The organism is Streptomyces sp. NPDC022552, from assembly GCF_055561875.1.
Genome location: NZ_JBVHGJ010000002.1, coordinates 224,105 through 242,936 on the forward strand (window position 1 = coordinate 224,105; position 18,832 = coordinate 242,936).

Below are 18,832 nucleotides of genomic sequence, written 5' to 3' on the forward strand. Positions count from 1 at the left end.
GAGGCCGGAAGGCGCTCACGGCTCGATGTTGTGGTTGAGGCGGAACAGGTTGCCGGGGTCGTAGCGGCGCTTGACCGCACGCAACCGGTCGTAGTTCTGCCGGTAGTTGGCGCGCACCCGGTCCTGGTCGTCGGTGTCCATGAAGTTGATGTAGCCGGCCTCCTCGGTGTGTGGCCGCAGATCCCGGTCGTACTCCCGCGTCCAGGCGATGTTCGCCTCGTTGTCGGCCGGGTCCGTGTGCGTCGTGCCGATCGCTGCCGAGAACGAGGCGTCGCGGTACGCGAACGCGGTGTCCTCGGGGCCGACACGGTGGCACGCGCCGTCGATCGGGAAGATGGCCGTGTCGCTCTCCATCGACGGCAGCGTCCGGCCGTAGCGCATGTGCACGTCGATGGCGCCGTCGCTGAGATCGCGGCTGAAGTTGCCCTTCCAGTAGTGGTAGAGGCCCGGCGGGAGCTCGTCGTCGAAGAGCGTGTTGACCACCGGATACGGCATCCGCTCCATGAGGCTCCCGATGACGGGGCCCAGCTCGCCGAGGAGGCGGAGGACCTTCTCGTCCTCCGTGGCGGGGCCGCTGTAGCAGGTCAGCAGGCCGCAGACCGGGCGTCCGTGCCAGCGCTCCGGCAGGAACGGCAGATCGGGACCGAGGACGATCACGAAGATCGCGTTGAGCTCCTCGGGCGCGTCGGTGATCATGTCGCGCCAGCGCCGGGCCACGTCCCCGTCGAGCGGGTACAGGGCGATCCCGCCCAGGACGTCCGCCACCGGGTGCAGTCGGTAGACGAGCGAGGTGACGACCCCGAAGTTGCCCCCGCCGCCGCGCAGCGCCCAGAAGAGGTCGGGGTGCCGTTCGGCGTCGCAGGTGACGAGGGCGCCCTCGGCGGTCACCACATCGGCCTCGACGAGGTTGTCGCAGCTCAGCCCGTAGCGGCGGGCCAGGTTGCCCATCCCGCCGCCGAGGGTGAGACCGCCGATACCGGTGCTGGAGACGACGCCGCCGGTGGTGGCCAGGCCGAAGGCGTGCGTGGCGTGGTTGAAGTCGCCCCAGGTGCAGCCGCCGTCGGCCCGGGCGGCACGGGCCAGGGGGTCGACGCGGACCGAGCGCATCCGGGACAGGTCGACGACCAGCCCGTCGTCGACGGTGCCGTGACCGGCGACGGCGTGGCTGCCGCCGCGGACCGCGAGCGGCAGCGCGTGGTCCCGGGCGAAGCGGACGCCGGCGATCACGTCGCCCGCGTCCAAGGCGCGGACGACGACGGCCGGGTGGCGGTCGTGGAGGGCGTTGTAGACCCGGCGGGCCTCGTCGTAGGCGGGGTCGCCGGGGACGACGACGTCGCCGCGGACGGAGTCGCGGAGGGGGTCGAGCGGGAGCCCGGCGGTGAGGGCGCCGGGGGTGAGCGTGTCGATGGTGTCCATGAACCCGTTCTAGGCCGGGGGCGCGGGCGGGGGCATCGCTCGAACCACCCATGTCGGGGCGTGGGCCTGGGATGGGCGAAACGGCCTATACGGGGGTGCGGCCTGTACGGCGGCCGGCCGCCAGTAAGGCGGCTATACGGGGGCTCCGGCCAGACCGTGGGCGTAGGCGTAGGCCGTGGCGGCGGTACGGGAGGTCACGTCCAGCTTGGCGAAGATGTTGTTCAGGTGGCGGGCCACCGTGTGCTCGCTGATCACCAGGGCCTGGGCGACGTCCCGGTTCGTGCCGCCCTCCGCGACCAGCCGGAGCACCTCCGCCTCGCGGGCCGTCAGGCCGCCCGGGAGCGCGTGCCGCCGCCCCGCCGTCAGCAGGGCCGCCGCGCGACGGGCGTCGGGCAGCGCGCCGAGCCGCTCGAAGGCCGCCCGGGCCGCCATGAGCTCCAGCCGCGCCGCCTCCTCGTCGCCCGCGGCCCGGTCGGCCGCGGCGAGCAGCATCCGTACCTGCGCGGCCTCGTACGGGACGCGCAGCTCCAGCCAGCCCGCCAGCGCCCGGCGCAGCGGCCGCACGGCGGCCGGCTCGTGGCGGGCCAGGCCGAGGGCGCCCCGCGCGGTGTCGGCGGCGGCCCGCAGGAGCGGCACCTCACCGGGCAGCGCCTCCAGCTCGGCGACCGCCTCCGCGGCATCGTCCTGGTCCCCGACGGCCAGCGCCACCTCGGTCCGCGCCGCGAGCAGCCGGGCCCGGCCGAGGAGGTCGTGGGCCGGGTCGCTCCGACAGGCCAGGGCCAGCTTCAGGCCCGTCACGGCGGCGTCGGCCTTGCCCTGGGCGAGCCGCAGCAGAGCCAGCCCCGGCTGCGGGATACGGCCGAGTTCATGGGCGTTCGCGTACGCGGTGGCGGCGGCGTCGAGGCGGCCCTGACGCCGCCGGATCTCGCCGGCCGCGTAGTACGCCTCGGCGGCGACGTCGAGACTGTCCACCGGCACCTCCGCGCACACCCGGGCCGCCTCGGCCTCGGCCAGCTCCCATGCCCCGCGCAGATCGAGCACCTCGACGTGGTGGATCCGGCACAGGCCACGGAAGGGGTTGTCCGTGACCGACTCGGGGGTGGGGGTGGGGAAGGGTGACGCGGACGCCGCCCCTGGCACCTCCTGGGATCCCTCCGTGCCCGCCGTACGGACGTGCTGGGACCACGGGACCTCGCACCAGGCCATCGCCGCGTCCGTCCACTCCACCGCCCGGCCGAGGTCCGCCGCCTCCATGCACTCGGTCAGCGCCAGACAGAAGAGCCAGCCCGTGAACATCCCGCTCAGCTCGCCCGCCGTCACCGCGCACATCGCGTCGTCGAGGAGCGCCAGCCCCTCCGACCTGCGGCCGTTCGCGAGGAGGACCGCCGCGTGGGCCTGGCGGCTCAGGGCGATCAGATCCGGGCTGCCGGAGTCACGGGCGAGGGCCTCCATGCGCCGCGCCGCCGCCAGTGCCGCTTCCGGGTCGCGGTGCTCCTGTGCCTCCTCGGCGTCCGTCCAGGCGAGGAAGCACTGCTCGGGGCAGTCCGGCTCGCCCTCCAGGTGGTGCCGGGACCGGTGCAGCCACCCGGCCGCCGTGGCGGGCCGCCCCAGACAGCGGTACTCGAAGTGCAGCCACCACGCGACCTGGCCCGCCCCGCGGTGGTCGCCCGCAGCCACGTACCCCGCGTGGGCCCGCAGCCGGGCGGTGACCGACTCGTCCACGTGCCCCGCCCACCAGGCGGCGTCCGCGAGGAGGTCCAGGTCGGCGGGGTGCAGCGAGGCGGAGGGGTGGAGGTCGGCCTCGCGCAGCAGGACGTACGCCTCGGCCCACGCCTCCCGGGCCGCCGCGTCCCTCGCCCGCTCGACGGCGGGCGCCTCGTCCACGGGGACGGCCATCGCCGCTCACTTCCCTTCCGGCCCGGCCGGTGCTTCCAGAATAGGAGCGCGCCGCGCGCACGGCCTCCCGTGCCGGTGCGTATCCCCTCACGTACTCCCGCGGGAGTAACCGGGCCGCCGTACCGCCCCCGGCAGTAGCCCCCAACTCGGCCGTCAGCGCGACGAATCCGTCTCCGGGCGACGGGAATCTGGGATCGACCCAGAAGACCGACCCAGAAGACCGAACCGACCGGAGGGAAGCCCGTGATGGAGGGCCGTAAGAGGACCGTCGGCTGGGGGGTGCTGGCCCTGTGGGTGATCGTGATCGCCCTCGCCGCACCCCTCGCCGGAAAGCTCGGCGACGTACAGCGCGACCGCGCCGTCGACTACCTGCCCGCGAGCGCCGACTCGACCCAGGTCGCGAAGATCACCGAGCAGATGCCCGGGGGCGACTCCACCGACCTCGTGCTCGTCTACCACCGCGACGGCGGACTGACCCCCGCCGACAAGGCCACCGCCGCCCGCGAGGTGGCACAGGTCGCCGCGGAGCACCCGCTCGGCTCGATGCCCCGGCCCGTCCCCTCCGAGGACGGCACCACGCTCCTGTACGCCGTGTCCAGCACCGAGCCCGGTACGGACGAGGCGGCCAGGGACGCCTTCGTCCACGACATCCGCGAGACGGTCAGCGGCGAGGTCGGCGGATCCGGCGCTCTCGCCACCGACGCGAGCGAGGTCTACAACTCCCTCGACGGCCCGCTCCTCTACACGACCGTCGCCGTCGTCGCCGTACTTCTGATCGTCATCTACCGCAGTCCCTTCCTCTGGCTCGTCCCCCTGGTCGTCGCCGGAGTCGCCGACTACCTCTCCATGGCGGTCACCTACCTCCTCCACCAGGGCTTCGACATCAGCGTCTCCGGCCAGAGCACCGGTGTCATGACGATCCTCGTCTTCGGCGCGGGCACCGACTACGCCCTCCTCCTCGTCTCCCGCTACCGCGAGGAACTGCGCCGCACACCGCGCCCGTACGACGCCATGGCCACCGCCCTGCGCGGCTGCGGCCCCGCCGTCCTCGCCTCCTCCGGCACCGTCGCCCTCGGCATGCTCTGCCTGCTCGCCGCCGACATGAACAGCAGCCGGGGCATGGGCCCCACGGCCGCCGTCGGGGTGCTGTGCGCCCTCGTCGCGATGCTGACGCTCCTGCCGGCCCTGCTCGTCGTCCTCGGCCGGCGGGTCTTCTGGCCGCTGATCCCCACGTACGGAAGCGAGCCGAAGGCCGCGCGCCGCTCCCTCTTCGCGGCGATGGGCTCCTCGGCGGGCCGCCGTCCGCTCGCCGTCCTCGTCGCGGGCGGTGCCGCCCTGGCCGCGCTCGGGCTCGGTGCGCTGAACCTCCCGGGGGCCGTCAAGCAGGAGGACTCCTTCACCTCCACCCCGGAGGCGGTCGCCGCGATGAAGACGCTCGCCACCGCGTACCCGGAGATGGGGACCCAGCCGATCACCGTCGTGGCCCCGACCGACGCGGTCCCCGAGGCGCTGCGGACCGCGCTGGCGACCGACGGCGTCGCGAAGGCCGAACGCGGCCGGAGCGGCAACGGCTGGACGGAGATCTCCGTCATCGCCTCCCACCCGCCGCAGTCGGCGGCGGAGACCACGACCATCAGGGAGCTGCGGACCGCGCTCGGCGACGGCGTGTACGTCGGCGGGCCGAGCGCCGAGCAGCTCGACATGACCGACACCAACGCCGGCGACCGGAACATCGTCGTCCCGCTCGTCATCGCCGTCGTCCTGCTCGTCCTGATCGTGCTGCTGCGCAGCCTCGTCGCCCCGTTGATCCTGGTCGCCGCCGTCGTCGCCGTCTGGGGCGCGGCCCTCGGCATCGGCGGACTCGTCTTCGAGCCCCTCTTCGGCTTCGAGGGGACCGACCCGGGCCTGGCGCTGCTCTCCTTCGTCTTCCTCGTCGCCCTCGGTGTGGACTACGGCATCTTCCTGATGCACCGGATGCGCGAGGAGTGCCTGAACGGTGCGGAGCCGGGTGCCGCGGCCCTGACGGCGCTGCGTACGACCGGCGGGGTGATCGCGTCGGCGGGGCTCGTCCTCGCCGCCACCTTCGCGGTCCTCGTCAACATGCCGATGGTGCAGCTGGCGGAGCTCGGATTCGTGATCGCGGTCGGCGTCCTGCTCGACACCTTCCTGGTCCGCACGTACCTCGTCACGAGCGCGAGCGTGCTGCTCGGCCGGAAGGTGTGGTGGCCGGGTCCGCTGGCCAAGAGGCCCGCGCCGGCGGCCGGTTCGGAGTCCGAGCGGCAGCCCGTACGGGTGTGATCAGGGGCGGGTGGGGGGCTCCCCGGACTGTCAGGAGCCCCCGCCCGCGGGGAGGATGAACGTCATGGACTTCGCAGCGGCTTTCACCCGTGACCCACAGGCAGCGCCGTACCCGGTGCGGTGCGACGCGACGGCTGCCGCGGTCTTCGCGGCCGTGGCGGCGGTGATCGCGCTCACCGTCGACGACGGCCGCCGGCCGGATCTGGTGGGCTGGGCACTGCTGTTGGCCGCGCACGTCCCGCTGGCCTGGCGGCGCAAGGCACCCATGCCGGTGCTGCTGGCCGTGGTGGCCTGCGTCGCCCCGTACCACGGGCTGGACTACATGCACCTGGCGCCGATACCGGCCTCGATGACCGCGCTGTACACGGTCGCGGCCACCGGCCCTCCGCGCCGCACGCTGCTCGTGGGGCTCTCGGTCACGTCGATCACGCTCACGATGCAGATATTCGTGAACCCGCACGAGATCGTGGAGTTGCTGCGGGTCTCCGGCTGGTCGATCGCCGTGCTGGGCTTCGGCGCGAGCATCCGGCTCTACCGGAAGCTGGTGGCGGGTGTGGTCGAGCGGGCGGAGCAGGAGGCGGAGCGGAAGGCCGCCGAGGAGCGGCTGCGCATAGCCAGGGACCTGCACGACCTGCTGGCACACTCGATCACCCTGATCGGGGTGCAGACGTCGGTCGCCGCGCACGTCCTGGTCGCCGATCCGGACCGGCTCGACAGGGAGGCGCTGGTCCGGGCGCTCGACGGGATCGCCGAGACGTGCAGGGAGGCACGCTCCGAGGTGCGGACGACCCTGGACGTGCTGCGGGCGGCCCCGGAGGGCCCGTTGCCGGATCTCGCCTCGCTGCCCGATCTCGTACGGTCCTCGGGCGCGGACCTGTCGCTGCGGACCGGCGGCGCGAAGGTCCCGGCGGCGGTGGGGGCGGCGGCGTACCGGATCGTGCAGGAGTCCCTGACCAACGCCGTCCGTCACGGGGGTGCGGACGTCGGTGTGCGGGTCGATGTGGGGCTGGCGGACGAGGTGTTGACGGTACGGGTGACCAACGGCGGCGCGTCGGGGAGTGGTTCGGGCGGCGCGGAGGCCGCGGGCGGCTCGGGCGGGTCGGGCGGGTCGGGCGGGTCGGGCGGTTCCGGGTACGGGATCCTCGGGATGCGGGAGAGGGCGCGGAGTGTGGGAGGCACACTGAGCGCGGTCCCGCGCGCCGGCGGGGGGTTCGAGGTCACGGCGGCGCTGCCGCTCGTGGCGAAGGAGGTGGCGGTGTGATCCGTGTCCTGCTCGCGGACGACCAGACGCTCGTCAGGGCGTCGTTCGCGATGCTCGTCGACTCGGCACCCGACATGGAGGTCGTGGGCCAGGCGGCCAACGGCAAGGAGGCGGTGGAGCTGGCGCGTTCGGCACGGGCGGACCTGGTGGTCATGGACGTCCGGATGCCCGAGCTGGACGGGATCGGGGCGACGCGGCTGATCGCCGCCGACGAGGACCTGGCCGGGGTGAAGGTGCTGGTCCTGACGACGTACGACACGGACGAGCACATCGTGGAGGCGCTGCGGGCGGGTGCTTCGGGCTTCGTGGTCAAGGACATCCGCCCCGCCGAGCTCCTCGCGGCGATCCGCACGGTGGCTGCGGGGGAGTCCCTGCTCTCCCCGGGCCCGACGGCCCGGCTGATAGCCAGGGTCCTCGCGACCCCGGACACGCCGGTGACGGGAGGGCCGGAGGGGCTGTCGGACCGCGAGCGCCAAGTGCTCGCGCTGGTGGCCAGGGGGCTGAACAACACGGAGATCGCGGAGGCGCTGGGGCTCTCGCCGCTCACGGCGAAGACCCATGTCAGCCGGATCATGGGCAAGCTCGGGGCCCGGGACCGGGCCCAACTGGTCATCTCCGCGTACGAGTCGGGCCTGGTCGCACCGAGTCGCTGAGACGGACCGGGCCCCCACCGGCACTTGACCGACGCGGGCCCGGGAAGCGCACGACCGGGGTCAGCCCAGCTCGACGCCGCTCGCGCGGAGCATGTCCTCGCGCTCGACGATCTTCACGCGCTCGCGACCCTGCGGCGCGCCCAGCGCCTTCTCGGCGGCGTCGAGGGCGTACCAGCCCTCCCACGTCGTGTACGTGATGCCCTTGCCCTCCAGGAAGGCGACGACCGCGTCCGCCTCGGGGGTCTCGGGGGTGAGGAGCCGGCCGTTTGCGAAGTCGTCGAGCAGGTTCGCGACCGTCTCGTTGGCGTCGCCCTTGGTGTGGCCGATGAGACCGACCGGGCCACGGCGGATCCAGCCGGTGACGTACGTCGACGCCAGGTGCGCGCCGCCCTCCTCGATCACGCGGCCGCCCTCGTCCGGGACGGTGCCGGAGGCGGTGTCCCAGGGAAGCTTGGGCAGCTCGTCGGAGAGGTAGCCGACGGCGCGGTAGACGGCCTGGACGTCCCAGTCCGTGGTCCGGCCGGTGCCCTTGACGTTGCCCGTGCCGTCCAGCTCGGTGCGCTCGGTGCGGAGGCCGACGACCGTGCCGTCCTCGCCGAGGATCTCGACCGGCGACTCGAAGAAGTGGAGGAAGAGCTTGTGCGGGCGCTCGCCGATGTCGCGGATCGCCCAGTTCTCCAGGGTCTTGGCGACCATGTCGGTCTGCTTGTTCTTGCGCCGCTCGGCGATCGAGCCCTCGTCGTAGTCGATGTCCTCGGGGTTGACGATGACCTCGATGGTGGGCGAGTGGTCCAGCTCGCGGAGCTCCATCGGGCTGAACTTCGCCTGCGCCGGGCCACGGCGGCCGAAGACGTGGATCTCCACGGCCTTGTTGGCCTTCAGGCCGTCGTAGACGTTCGGCGGGATCTCGGTCGGCAGCAGCTCGTCCGCGGTCTTGGCGAGGATGCGCGCGATGTCGAGGGCCACGTTGCCCACACCGAGGACGGCGACCTTCTCGGCCTCCAGCTCCCAGGTGCGCGGGACGTCCGGGTGGCCGTCGTACCAGGACGCGAAGTCGGCGGCGCCGAAGGAACCGTCCAGCTCGACGCCGGGGATCCTCAGCTCGCGGTCGGCCATCGCACCGGTGGAGAAGACGACGGCGTCGTAGAAGGCGCGCAGGTCGTCCAGGTGAACGTCGGTGCCGTAGTCGACGTTGCCGAAGAGGCGGACCTGCGGCTTGTCGAGGACCTGGTGCAGGGCCGTGATGATGCCCTTGATGCGCGGGTGGTCCGGCGCGACGCCGTACCGGATGAGACCGAAGGGGGCCGGCATCCGCTCGAAGATGTCGATCGACACGCCCGGCTCGGCGGCGGCCTCGGACTTCAGCAGCGCATCGGCGGCGTAGATCCCGGCGGGGCCGGCGCCGACGATCGCGACCCGGAGAGGGCGGGGCATGTCAGGTTCCCTTCGCAAAACGACGCGACGACGATGGCTGTCGTCACTTAGGTCACCCTAAATAACGCCTTGAGCGAGCCGGTACCCGCCCCCGGTCTATGGCCTCATAAGGCGGACTTATGGCTTCCCCAAGGAAGGCTGGGGTCCATGGCTGCCGCCGCCCTTGGTGGTCGCCGTTCTGCCCGCCGTCGTGCTGCTCCTCCTGGCGGCCGCGGCGGACCGGGGTGCGGACACGGTCACGACGGTCGGACTCGCGCTCGACACCTTGCCGCTCGGGGCGTGGGGTACGTTCGCCGCGCTCAGGTCGGGCTACCGGCGCAGCTCGGCCGTGCTCGTGGCGAGGGCGGCCCGGCGGGGGTCCCGCCGCCTCCGGCTCGGCCATCTCCTGGAAATACTCCGCTTACGGCGACTTGTCGATGAGCTCGCACCGCGTGCGTTCGAAAATACCGCCGGTTTGCGGCGCCGCGTTGATTCGTTTTCGGATTCCCCGCTCGAACGGTCCGAGGTATCCGCCTGATACGAACACCAGTCTGCCGAGCGCCCCCTGTGGAAGGTTCGCCGCCTTTGGCCATGACTTAACACCCAATCGATGCGCCGCAGTTGCTGGACCTGCGCATCTGTCGATTTTACGGATCCGGCCCCGCCCTGGATGCGGAAATCCGGAAATGGATTCAGGGAGAGATGCGTTGTGAAGGAACTGGGCGAGCGACCGCCCACGGGGGACCTCGCCGCCGAACCCCCGCGGCCGCTCATCGAATTGGGACGCTGCACGGTGGAAACGGAACGGCTGCCGGCCGTCGCCGTACAGCCAGGGGAAAGGGGCCGGTCATGAAACTGCCCATCGGGTCGTACGCCGTCGAGATCCGCACCGGGCGGGTGGGCACGGTCATGGGGCACGAGGGCCCGTACATCCAGCTGCGGCCGCTGGGCGGCGGTCGGGAGTGGGACGCGGAGCCGGAGGGGGTCCGTGAGGCCACCTCGGCCGAGCGCCTCCGCGCCGCGACCGCGCACGCGAACGCGCGGAGCCGGGGCGAGGTGCCATGAGCCTGGCTTCGGCCCCTGACCACTCCTCCCGTACGGGAGAATGGGCCGCATGAGTCTGTTCCGCGACGACGGCATCGTGCTGCGCACCCAGAAGCTGGGTGAAGCGGACCGCATCATCACACTGCTCACACGCGGTCACGGCCGGGTACGCGCCGTGGCGCGCGGGGTGCGGCGGACCAAGTCGAAGTTCGGGGCCAGGCTCGAACCCTTCTCCCACGTCGACGTGCAGTTCTTCGCCCGCGGGAGTGATCTCGTGGGGCGCGGGCTCCCCCTCTGCACCCAGAGCGAGACCATCGCCGCGTACGGCGGCGGGATCGTCACCGACTACGCCCGCTACACCGCCGGGACGGCGATGCTGGAGACGGCCGAGCGGTTCACGGACAACGAGGGCGAGCCGGCCGTGCAGCAGTACCTGCTGCTCGTCGGCGGGCTGCGCACCCTCGCCCGGGGCGAGCACGCGCCCCATCTCATCCTCGACGCCTTCCTCCTCCGCTCCCTGGCCGTCAACGGCTACGCGCCGAGCTTCGAGGACTGCGCGAAGTGCGGGCTGCACGGCCCCAACCGGTTCTTCTCGGTCGCGGCGGGCGGCGTCATATGCGGCGACTGCCGGGTGCCCGGCAGCGTCGTACCCTCTCCGGAGGCCATCGGCCTGCTCAGTGCGCTGCTCACCGGCGACTGGGCGACTGCGGACGCGTGCGAGCCGCGTCACGTCAGGGAGGGGAGCGGGCTGGTGTCCGCGTATCTGCACTGGCACCTGGAGCGCGGCCTGCGCTCGCTGCGGTATGTAGAGAAGAGCTAGGAGATCCATCGCCATGGCCATCGCACGACGCGGAATCCTCGGACGGCAGCGCCGGGAGTACAAGGTCCCCGAGCCGCACCCCTCCGGTGCCCGTCCGCCGAAGCTCCCCGCCGAGCTGGTGCCCAACCACGTGGCCTGCGTGATGGACGGCAACGGCCGCTGGGCCAAGGAGCGCGGCCTGCCGCGCACCGAGGGCCACAAGGTCGGCGAGGGCGTGGTCCTCGACGTGCTCAAGGGCTGCCTGGAGATGGGCGTCAAGAACCTCTCCCTCTACGCCTTCTCCACCGAGAACTGGAAGCGCTCCCCCGAGGAGGTCCGCTTCCTCATGAACTTCAACCGGGACGTCATCCGGCGCCGGCGTGACGAGATGGACGAGCTGGGCATCCGCATCCGCTGGGTCGGCCGGATGCCGAAGATGTGGAAGTCGGTCGTCCAGGAGCTCCAGGTCGCCCAGGAGCAGACCGTCGGCAACGACGCGATGACGCTCTACTTCTGTGTGAACTACGGCGGTCGCGCCGAGGTCGCCGACGCCGCGAAGAAGATCGCGGAGGACGTGGCGGCGGGCAGGCTGGACCCGGCGAAGGTCAACGAGAAGACCTTCCAGAAGTACCTGTACTACCCGGACATGCCGGACGTCGACCTGTTCCTGCGCCCCAGCGGCGAGCAGCGCACCTCGAACTACCTGATCTGGCAGAGCAGCTACGCGGAGATGGTCTTCCAGGACGTCCTGTGGCCGGACTTCGACCGCCGCGACCTGTGGCGCGCCTGCGTGGAGTACGCCTCCCGCGACCGCCGTTTCGGCGGCGTCGACGCGGCGGACATGGCCGTCCTCGACAAGGGCTGAGCGGCCCGGCGAGAGCCGGTGGCCCCGGCCTGAGCCCCGGGGCCACGGTCAGCCACCCCGGCGCCGCTACGATCACCGCTCTCAGTTGCGCGAGGCCGGGAGGGGCCGTGACCGAAGAGCAGTACGAAACGACGCCGGAGACCGTGGAGCTGGCTTATCTGCCCGTGGTCTCCGACGCGACGGAGGCGCTCCGTGCCCGGATGCGCGCCACGCCGGCGGGACGGTTGCAGAACGGCGTCCTGCTGGCCGCCGGGGGCCTGATGTGCTTTGCCTTCGCCCTGACGTTCCTGGGGCCGAAGGGGCCGAGCCTGGGCACCACCGTGATCTGCCTTCTCGCGCTGGCGCTGATCGCCGGCACGTACGTGATGATCCCCAGCATCCAGGGGCGCCAGGTGCACCGGATGTTCGGCCCGCAGGGGGAGTTCCGGGGCTTCGTCGCCGAGGCCGGGGTGCGCGTGGTGTCTCGGGACAGCGACACCACGTACCGGTGGACGATGCTCACCCGGTACGCCGAGACACGTGATCTCTTCGTCCTGCTGACCCCCGACAAGCACGGCATCGGCCTGGTCGTCCTGCCGAAGCGCGGGGTCGCGGACCCGATGGAGATCGATCGACTGCGGGCCGTGCTCGACCGGTACAGCAATCGGGTCTGAACCGCCGTACGCGACAAACGCGGGTACGCGGAAGGGGCCCCGCCGGATCTCTCCGGCGGGGCCCCTCGTCCGTGTCGCTGCGCGGTCTTACTTGGCCGCGCACTCCGCGCACGTGCCGAAGATCTCGACCGTGTGCGCCACGTTCACGAATCCGTGCTCCGACGCGATCGTCTCCGCCCACTGCTCCACCGCCGGGCCCTCCACCTCGACCGCCTTGCCGCAGACGCGGCAGACGAGATGGTGGTGGTGGTCGCCGGTCGAGCAGCGGCGGTAGACCGTCTCGCCGTCGCTGGTGCGCAGCGCGTCGACCTCGCCCGCGTCCGCGAGGGTCTGGAGCGTGCGGTACACCGTCGTGAGGCCCACGGAGTCGCCGCGGTGCTTGAGCATGTCGTGCAGCTCCTGGGCGCTGCGGAACTCGTCCACTTCGTTCAGTGCCGCCGCGACCGCGGCCCGCTGCTTCGTCGAGCGGCCGCGTACGGGGGGTCCTGCCGTCGCCACAGGGGCCTCCTAGTGATGTCGTCGCCCCCGCCATTCTGCCAGGCTGCTAGACCGTGACGTCGTCCGTCGGCCGACGGGTGAGCGGGACCTGTGCGTCACACGCCTTCGTGGCCGCCTCGGCGGCCCGGGCACGGCGCCTGGCCAGGGGCGCCGAGAGCGCCGTGAGGACGATGAAGACGCCGATCGCGAGCAGCACGATGAGCGAGCCCGGGGGCAGGTCCTGGTAGTACGTGGTCACGGTGCCCGTCAGCGTGACACCGGTGCCGATGACGATCGCGAGGACGAAGGTCGCGCGGAACGAGCGGGACAGCTGCTGCGCCGCCGCCACCGGCACCACCATCAGCGCGCTGACGAGCAGCAGACCGACGACCCGCATCGCGACCGTGACGGTCACGGCCGCCGTGATCGCGACGAGCAGGTTCAGGGCGCGCACCGGCAGACCGGTGACGCGGGCGAACTCCTCGTCCTGGCTGACCGCGAAGAGCTGACGGCGCAGGCCGATGGTGACCAGGACGACGAAGGCGGCGAGGACGGCGATCGCGGTGACGTCCTCGGACGACACCGTGGACAGCGAGCCGAAGAGGTACGAGAGGAGGTTGGCGTTGGAGCCGCCGCCGACCTGGATCAGCATGACGCCGCCCGCCATGCCTCCGTAGAAGAGCAGGGCGAGCGCGAGGTCGCCGCGGGTGCGCCCGTACGTCCTGATCAGCTCCATCAGCACGGCGCCCGCGACGGCGACCAGGGTGGCCATCCACACCGGGCTGCTGTTCAGCAGGAAGCCGAGGCCGACACCGGTCATGGCGACATGGCCGATGCCGTCGCCCATCAGCGCCTGGCGGCGCTGGACGAGGAAGATGCCGACTGCGGGCGCGGTGATGCCGACGAGGACTGCGGCGAGGAGCGCCCGCTGCATGAAGGCGGGTTCGAGGAATTCCATGATCAGGTCAGCTTCCTCAGGTCAGCAGACCCGTACGGAGCGGCTCACCGGCCGCGTGCGGATGGACGTGGTCGTGGCCGGGAAGCGCGTGCTGGCCGACGGCCTGCGGCGGCGGGCCGTCGTGGACGACACAGCCGTCGCGGAGGACCACGGCCCGGTCGATCAGCGGCTCCAGGGGACCCAGCTCGTGCAGCACGAGCAGCACGCTGGTGCCACCCGCGACCTGCTCGCGCAGGGTGCCGGCGAGGATCTCCTGGCTGGCGAGGTCGACGCCCGCCATCGGCTCGTCCATGATCAGCAGCTCGGGCTCGGAGGCGAGCGCGCGGGCGATCAGGACACGCTGGTGCTGGCCGCCGGAGAGGGCGCTCACCGAGTCCTTGGCGCGGTCGGCGAGGCCGACGAGCTCGATGGCCCGGTCGACGGCGGCCCGGTCGGCCTTGGTCAGCCAGCCGAAGGTACGGCGGGAGAGCCGGCCGGAGGAGACGACCTCGCGGATCGTGGCGGGGACGCCGGAGGCGGCGGTGGTGCGCTGCGGTACGTAGCCGACGCGGGCCCACTCGCGGAACCGCTTCTGCTCGGTGCCGAAGAGGGAGATCGCGCCGCCGGTCAGCGGCACCTGGCCGATGATCGCGCGGACGGCGGTGGACTTGCCGGAGCCGTTGGCGCCGAGCAGCGCGACGACCTCGCCGGGGTGTACGGCGAGGTCGACGCCGCGCAGGACGGGGCGCGCGCCGAGGGTCGCCGTGGCTCCGCGGACGGATATGACGGGCGTGTCGGGCGCGCTCACGGGTGCCTCCTGCTGTGCGTGGATCACTTGGCGCCGAGGGCCTTCTTCAGCGCGGTGAGGTTGGACTGCATGACCTCGATGTAGTCATCGCCCTTGGACCGGTCCGTGATTCCCTCCAGCGGGTCCAGGACGTCGGTCTTGAGGCCGGTGTCCTTCGCGAGGGTCTTCGCGGTCCTGTCGCTGGCGAGCGTCTCGAAGAAGACGGTGGAGACCTTCTCCTGCTTCGCGATGGACTGGAGCTCCTGGACGCGGGCGGGGCTCGGCTCGGACTCGGGGTCGAGGCCGGTGATGCCCTCCTGGTCCAGGCCGTAGCGCTCGGCGAGGTAGCCGAAGGCGGAGTGCGTGGTGATGAAGGTCTTGGTGGTGGTGTTCTTCAGGCCGGTCTCGAACGCCGTGTCCAGGTCACCGAGCTTCTTCACCAGGGCGTCGGTGTTCTTCTTGTAGTCGGCGGCGTGGTCCGGGTCGGCCTTCTCCAGCGAGGCGCCGACACCCTTGGCGACCTCGGCGTACTTCACCGGGTCGAGCCAGATGTGCGGGTCGGCACCGGCCTCGGACTCGTGGCCGTGGTCGTGGCCCTCTTCCTCGTGGCCGTGCTCCTCGGCGCCGTGGTCGTGGCCGCCCTCGGTGCCGTGCGCTTCGAGCTTCGTGAGGGTGGCGGCGTCGACGGTGTGCTGGACGCCCGCCTGCTTGATCGCCTCGTCGACGGCGGGCTGGACGCCCTTGAGGTAGAGGATGTAGTCCGCGTCGCCGAGCGAGCCGATCTGCCTCGGCTTGAGCTCCAGGTCATGCGGCTCGACGCCCGGCGCGGTGAGCGTCTCGACGGAGACGTGCGCGCCGCCTATCTGCTCGGCCAGGTACTGCATGGGGTAGAACGACGCCACCACGCTGAGCTTGCCGTTCGCCTTGTCGGCGGCGTCGGACGTTCCGGAGCACGCGGACAGGGTCACGAGACCGAGCGCGACGGCTCCGGCGACGGCGGTGGTGGGTATCAGACGGCGTACGTTCATGACACTCATTTTCAACAAAGTTGGAAACGGTTGTCAATTGCCCTTCCTGTGTTCCCTGACACGCGCCGCCCTGCCCCGTCCGCCTGCGCGCGAGGGCCGGGCCGATTTGATACGGGGGGTGCGGGCGCCGGTAACCTGAAGCATTCGCACTTCGTCGTCGTAATGAAGAGAGCACCGTGGCCGCCGACAAGATCGACACCATCGTCAGCCTGAGCAAGCGCCGTGGCTTCGTCTACCCGTGCAGCGAGATCTACGGCGGCCAGCGTGCCGCCTGGGACTACGGACCGCTGGGTGTCGAACTCAAGGAGAACATCAAGCGCCAGTGGTGGCGTTACATGGTCACCGCGCGCGAGGACGTCGTCGGCATCGACTCGTCGGTGATCCTGGCCACCGAGGTCTGGGAGGCCTCCGGCCACGTCGCCACCTTCACCGACCCGCTGACCGAGTGCACCTCCTGTCACAAGCGCTACCGCGCGGACCACCTGGAGGAGGCGTACGAGGAGAAGCACGGCCGTCTCCCCGAGAACGGCCTCACGGACCTGAACTGCCCCAACTGCGGCAACAAGGGCACCTTCACCGAGCCCAAGCAGTTCTCCGGTCTGCTCTCCACGCACCTCGGCCCCACCCAGGACTCCGGCTCGGTCGCGTACCTGCGCCCCGAGACCGCCCAGGGCATCTTCACCAACTTCGGCCAGGTCCAGCAGACCTCGCGCAAGAAGCCCCCGTTCGGCATCGCGCAGATGGGCAAGTCCTTCCGGAACGAGATCACTCCGGGCAACTTCATCTTCCGCACCCGCGAGTTCGAGCAGATGGAGATGGAGTTCTTCGTCAAGCCGGGCGAGGACGAGCAGTGGCACGAGTACTGGATGGAGCAGCGCTGGAACTGGTACACGGGCCTGGGTCTCCGTGAGGAGAACATGCGCTGGTTCGAGCACCCGAAGGAGAAGCTCTCCCACTACTCGAAGCGCACCGCCGACATCGAGTACCGCTTCCAGTTCGGCGGCAGCGAGTGGGGCGAGCTCGAGGGTGTCGCCAACCGCACCGACTACGACCTGAAGGCGCACTCCAAGGCCTCCGGCAACGACCTGTTCTACTTCGACCAGGAGACGCAGGAGCGCTGGACGCCGTACGTCATCGAGCCGGCCGCCGGTGTCGGCCGCACGATGCTGGCCTTCCTGCTCGACGCGTACAACGAGGACGAGGCCCCGAACGCCAAGGGCGTCATGGAGAAGCGCACCGTGATGCGTCTCGACCCGCGCATCGCGCCGGTCAAGGTCGCCGTCCTGCCGCTCTCCCGCAACCCGCAGCTGTCGCCGAAGGCCAAGGGCCTCGCCGCCGACCTGCGGCAGAACTGGAACATCGAGTTCGACGACGCGGGCGCCATCGGCCGCCGCTACCGCCGCCAGGACGAGATCGGTACGCCGTTCTGCGTCACGGTCGACTTCGACACCCTGGACGACAACGCGGTGACCGTGCGCGAGCGCGACACCATGAAGCAGGAGCGCGTCTCCCTGGACCAGATCCAGGGCTACCTGGGCAGCCGCCTCCTCGGCTGCTGACCTGCCTGATCGCCTACGCCGAAGCCCCCGGTTCCACTGGAACCGGGGGCTTCGGCGTATCTGCCGGGGTTTCGGCGTCGTTCCGGGCTACGGGCGCAGGCCGCGCAGGAGGAGGTCCACCACCGCGTCGAACTCCGCCTGGATCGTGGGGCGTTGCCACTCCGGGGCGTAGGACGGATCGTGGAAGCGGGCCGTGGCGGCGAAGAGGGCGCGGGCCGTGGTGTCCGCGTCGGGGGCGGTGAACTCGGCGCCCCGGACACCCTCCTCGACGATCTCGCGCACCTGGCCGACCAGCACGCCCAGATGGTCCTCGACCACTCCGCTGTTCTCGTCGAGCAGGACCTCGTAGGTGGCGAACAGCTCCGGGTCGTCGCCCGCCTTGTGGCGCTTGGCGTCGAAGAGCCCGGTGAACCAGGCGCGGAGCTTCTCCGGGGCGGGCCGGCCCGTGGAACCGGTCAGCTCGGCGAGCGTGGCTTCCGTACGGGACAGCCAGCGCGCCGTCACCGCCTCCCGCAGCGCCGCCTTCGTACGGAAGTGGCGGTAGACGCTGCCGTGGCTGACGCCGAGGACCCGGGCCACGTCCACCACCGTCGCCTTCGCCGGGCCGTACCGGCGCAGCACCTCCTCGGTTGCTTCGAGGATGCGCTCTGCGGTCAGGGTCTCGGTGGCGGCCATGGAATGACAGTACCTGTCAGCCCGGACCGTCAGTGCTCGCTGTCCAGGTGGGCCATCTGGGCCGCCGGGTAGCGCTCGCCGGCCGCCGCGCCCGCGGGGACGGCCCGCTCGATCGCGGCCAGGTCGGCGGTGTCCAGCGTGAGGTCCAGGGAGCCGAGGGCCTCCGTGAGCCGGTCCCGGCGGCGGGCACCGATCAGCGGCACGATGTCGGCGCCGTGCAGGGGGCCCTGCGCCAGGACCCAGGCGATCGCGGTCTGCGCGACCGTCACGCCCTTGGCCTCGGCGATGGCGCGCAGCTGGTCCACCAGGTCCAGGTTCCGGTCGAGGTTGTCGCCCTGGAACCGGGGGGACATCCCGCGGAAGTCGCCCGGGGTGAGCTCGCGGTCACGGGTGAAGTGACCGCTGATCAGGCCGCGCGAGAGCACGCCGTACGCCGTGATGCCGATGCCCAGCTCGCGCGCGGTCGGCAGGATCTTCTCCTCGATGCCCCGGGAGATCAGGGAGTACTCGATCTGGAGGTCGGCGATCGGGGCGACGGCCGCCGCCCGGCGCAGTGTGTCCGCGCCGACCTCGGAGAGCCCGATGTGGCGGACGTGTCCGGCATCGACCAGCTCGGCGATCGCACCCACCGTCTCCTCGATCGGCACGTCGGGGTCGACGCGGGCGATCCGGTAGATGTCGATGTGGTCGGTGCCGAGGCGCTGCAGGGAGTACGCCGCGAAGTTCTTCACCGCGGCGGGGCGGCCGTCATAGCCGGTGAAGCCGCCTTCGACCGTGCGCAGGGCGCCGAACTTCACGCTGGTCAGGGCCTGCTCGCGGGCGGCCGCGGGGGCAGTGCGCAGGGCCTCGTCGATCAGCAGCTCGTTGTGCCCCATTCCGTAGAAGTCGCCGGTGTCGAGGAGCGTGATCCCGGCGTCGAGCGCGGCGTGGATGGTCGCGATCGACTCGGCGCGGTCGCTCTCGCCGTACAGCGCGGACATGCCCATGCAGCCGAGGCCGAGGGCGGACACCTGGGGGCCGGTGGTGCCGAGGCGGCGGGTCGGGAGGGTGCGGGTGGAGGTCATGGGGGTC

General features: G+C 71.6%; 17 protein-coding genes. 8 read left to right on the forward strand and 9 right to left on the reverse strand.

What is annotated here, in order from left to right:
- Positions 1-15 precede the first annotated feature (15 nt).
- Both ACZ3OF_RS05875 and ACZ3OF_RS05880 read right to left on the reverse strand, forming a co-directional pair.
- Positions 16-1,416 (reverse strand): FAD-binding oxidoreductase, encoded by a 1,401-nt coding sequence (locus ACZ3OF_RS05875; protein ID WP_467303065.1) that lies wholly within the window; start codon positions 1,414-1,416, stop codon positions 16-18.
- A gap of 132 nt (positions 1,417-1,548) precedes the next feature.
- A complete protein-coding gene (locus tag ACZ3OF_RS05880; protein WP_467303067.1) occupies positions 1,549-3,312 on the reverse strand; it encodes a helix-turn-helix transcriptional regulator in 1,764 nt (587 codons plus the stop codon).
- A gap of 246 nt (positions 3,313-3,558) precedes the next feature.
- Between ACZ3OF_RS05880 and ACZ3OF_RS05885 the strand changes: the two genes are divergently transcribed.
- From ACZ3OF_RS05885 to ACZ3OF_RS05895, 3 genes are all read left to right on the forward strand, one after another.
- Positions 3,559-5,610: an MMPL family transporter gene (locus ACZ3OF_RS05885; RefSeq protein ID WP_467303069.1), complete on the forward strand. Its 2,052-nt coding sequence runs from the start codon at positions 3,559-3,561 to the stop codon at positions 5,608-5,610.
- A gap of 64 nt (positions 5,611-5,674) precedes the next feature.
- The gene (locus tag ACZ3OF_RS05890) at positions 5,675-6,871 is read left to right on the forward strand and encodes a sensor histidine kinase (RefSeq protein WP_467303071.1); all 1,197 of its coding nucleotides are present in this window, start codon (positions 5,675-5,677) and stop codon (positions 6,869-6,871) included.
- Complete coding sequence (locus ACZ3OF_RS05895) at positions 6,868-7,524, forward strand: response regulator transcription factor (protein ID WP_361679951.1); 657 nt, start codon at positions 6,868-6,870, stop codon at positions 7,522-7,524. The genes ACZ3OF_RS05890 and ACZ3OF_RS05895 overlap by 4 nt, the downstream gene beginning before the upstream one ends.
- Positions 7,525-7,584: 60 nt before the next feature.
- Here the strand turns inward: ACZ3OF_RS05895 and ACZ3OF_RS05900 are convergent, their stop codons facing one another.
- On the reverse strand, positions 7,585-8,958 hold the full coding sequence (locus tag ACZ3OF_RS05900; RefSeq protein WP_361679954.1) for an FAD-dependent oxidoreductase: 1,374 nt from the start codon (positions 8,956-8,958) through the stop codon (positions 7,585-7,587).
- An 828-nt stretch (positions 8,959-9,786) separates the two neighbouring features.
- On the opposite strand from ACZ3OF_RS05900, the gene ACZ3OF_RS05905 reads away from it, so the two are divergent.
- The 4 genes from ACZ3OF_RS05905 (at position 9,787) to ACZ3OF_RS05920 (ending at position 12,298) form a co-directional block, all read left to right on the forward strand.
- On the forward strand, positions 9,787-10,002 hold the full coding sequence (locus ACZ3OF_RS05905) for a hypothetical protein (protein WP_352187930.1): 216 nt from the start codon (positions 9,787-9,789) through the stop codon (positions 10,000-10,002).
- A gap of 49 nt (positions 10,003-10,051) precedes the next feature.
- Positions 10,052-10,801, forward strand: a complete 750-nt coding sequence (recO, locus tag ACZ3OF_RS05910) for a DNA repair protein RecO (RefSeq protein ID WP_352187931.1) — start codon at positions 10,052-10,054, stop codon at positions 10,799-10,801.
- A 19-nt stretch (positions 10,802-10,820) separates the two neighbouring features.
- Positions 10,821-11,645, forward strand: coding sequence for an isoprenyl transferase (locus ACZ3OF_RS05915; protein WP_361435166.1), 825 nt, complete (start codon positions 10,821-10,823; stop codon positions 11,643-11,645).
- 107 nt (positions 11,646-11,752) lie between these two features.
- A complete protein-coding gene (locus ACZ3OF_RS05920) occupies positions 11,753-12,298 on the forward strand; it encodes a YcxB family protein (RefSeq protein ID WP_361679958.1) in 546 nt (181 codons plus the stop codon).
- Positions 12,299-12,385: 87 nt separating this feature from the next.
- Here the strand turns inward: ACZ3OF_RS05920 and ACZ3OF_RS05925 are convergent, their stop codons facing one another.
- The 4 genes from ACZ3OF_RS05925 to ACZ3OF_RS05940 are packed head-to-tail and all read right to left on the reverse strand — an operon-like array spanning position 12,386 to position 15,527.
- Positions 12,386-12,796 carry a Fur family transcriptional regulator gene (locus tag ACZ3OF_RS05925; RefSeq protein ID WP_361434950.1) on the reverse strand — a complete coding sequence of 137 codons (411 nt, stop codon included), beginning with the start codon at positions 12,794-12,796 and terminating at the stop codon, positions 12,386-12,388.
- A gap of 46 nt (positions 12,797-12,842) precedes the next feature.
- Positions 12,843-13,739 carry a metal ABC transporter permease gene (locus ACZ3OF_RS05930; RefSeq protein WP_361680088.1) on the reverse strand — a complete coding sequence of 299 codons (897 nt, stop codon included), beginning with the start codon at positions 13,737-13,739 and terminating at the stop codon, positions 12,843-12,845.
- A 10-nt stretch (positions 13,740-13,749) separates the two neighbouring features.
- Entirely contained in the window at positions 13,750-14,520 is a 771-nt protein-coding gene (locus ACZ3OF_RS05935; RefSeq protein ID WP_361679960.1) for a metal ABC transporter ATP-binding protein, read from the reverse strand.
- Between the two features lie 23 nt (positions 14,521-14,543).
- Entirely contained in the window at positions 14,544-15,527 is a 984-nt protein-coding gene (locus ACZ3OF_RS05940) for a metal ABC transporter substrate-binding protein (RefSeq protein ID WP_467303077.1), read from the reverse strand.
- 176 nt (positions 15,528-15,703) lie between these two features.
- Here ACZ3OF_RS05940 and ACZ3OF_RS05945 point away from each other — a divergent pair, with 176 nt between their 5' ends.
- Positions 15,704-17,086, forward strand: coding sequence for a glycine--tRNA ligase (locus tag ACZ3OF_RS05945; protein WP_361679966.1), 1,383 nt, complete (start codon positions 15,704-15,706; stop codon positions 17,084-17,086).
- An 87-nt stretch (positions 17,087-17,173) separates the two neighbouring features.
- Here the strand turns inward: ACZ3OF_RS05945 and ACZ3OF_RS05950 are convergent, their stop codons facing one another.
- Both ACZ3OF_RS05950 and ACZ3OF_RS05955 read right to left on the reverse strand, forming a co-directional pair.
- Positions 17,174-17,761, reverse strand: a complete 588-nt coding sequence (locus ACZ3OF_RS05950; RefSeq protein ID WP_361679969.1) for a TetR/AcrR family transcriptional regulator — start codon at positions 17,759-17,761, stop codon at positions 17,174-17,176.
- 29 nt (positions 17,762-17,790) lie between these two features.
- On the reverse strand, positions 17,791-18,825 hold the full coding sequence (locus ACZ3OF_RS05955) for an aldo/keto reductase (RefSeq protein ID WP_361679972.1): 1,035 nt from the start codon (positions 18,823-18,825) through the stop codon (positions 17,791-17,793).
- Between the last annotated feature and the right edge of the window lie 7 nt (positions 18,826-18,832).

Bases quoted from the DNA above. Each gene is read 5' to 3' on its own strand.
- ACZ3OF_RS05955 (WP_361679972.1), bottom strand. From the start codon at position 18,825: ATGACCTCCACCCGCACCCTCCCGACCCGCCGCCTCGGCACCACCGGC.
- ACZ3OF_RS05880 (WP_467303067.1), bottom strand. From the start codon at position 3,312: ATGGCCGTCCCCGTGGACGAGGCGCCCGCCGTCGAGCGGGCGAGGGAC.
- recO (WP_352187931.1), top strand. From the start codon at position 10,052: ATGAGTCTGTTCCGCGACGACGGCATCGTGCTGCGCACCCAGAAGCTG.
- ACZ3OF_RS05950 (WP_361679969.1), bottom strand. From the start codon at position 17,761: ATGGCCGCCACCGAGACCCTGACCGCAGAGCGCATCCTCGAAGCAACC.
- ACZ3OF_RS05900 (WP_361679954.1), bottom strand. From the start codon at position 8,958: ATGCCCCGCCCTCTCCGGGTCGCGATCGTCGGCGCCGGCCCCGCCGGG.
- ACZ3OF_RS05885 (WP_467303069.1), top strand. From the start codon at position 3,559: ATGGAGGGCCGTAAGAGGACCGTCGGCTGGGGGGTGCTGGCCCTGTGG.
- ACZ3OF_RS05875 (WP_467303065.1), bottom strand. From the start codon at position 1,416: ATGGACACCATCGACACGCTCACCCCCGGCGCCCTCACCGCCGGGCTC.
- ACZ3OF_RS05905 (WP_352187930.1), top strand. From the start codon at position 9,787: ATGAAACTGCCCATCGGGTCGTACGCCGTCGAGATCCGCACCGGGCGG.
- ACZ3OF_RS05940 (WP_467303077.1), bottom strand. From the start codon at position 15,527: ATGAACGTACGCCGTCTGATACCCACCACCGCCGTCGCCGGAGCCGTC.
- ACZ3OF_RS05890 (WP_467303071.1), top strand. From the start codon at position 5,675: ATGGACTTCGCAGCGGCTTTCACCCGTGACCCACAGGCAGCGCCGTAC.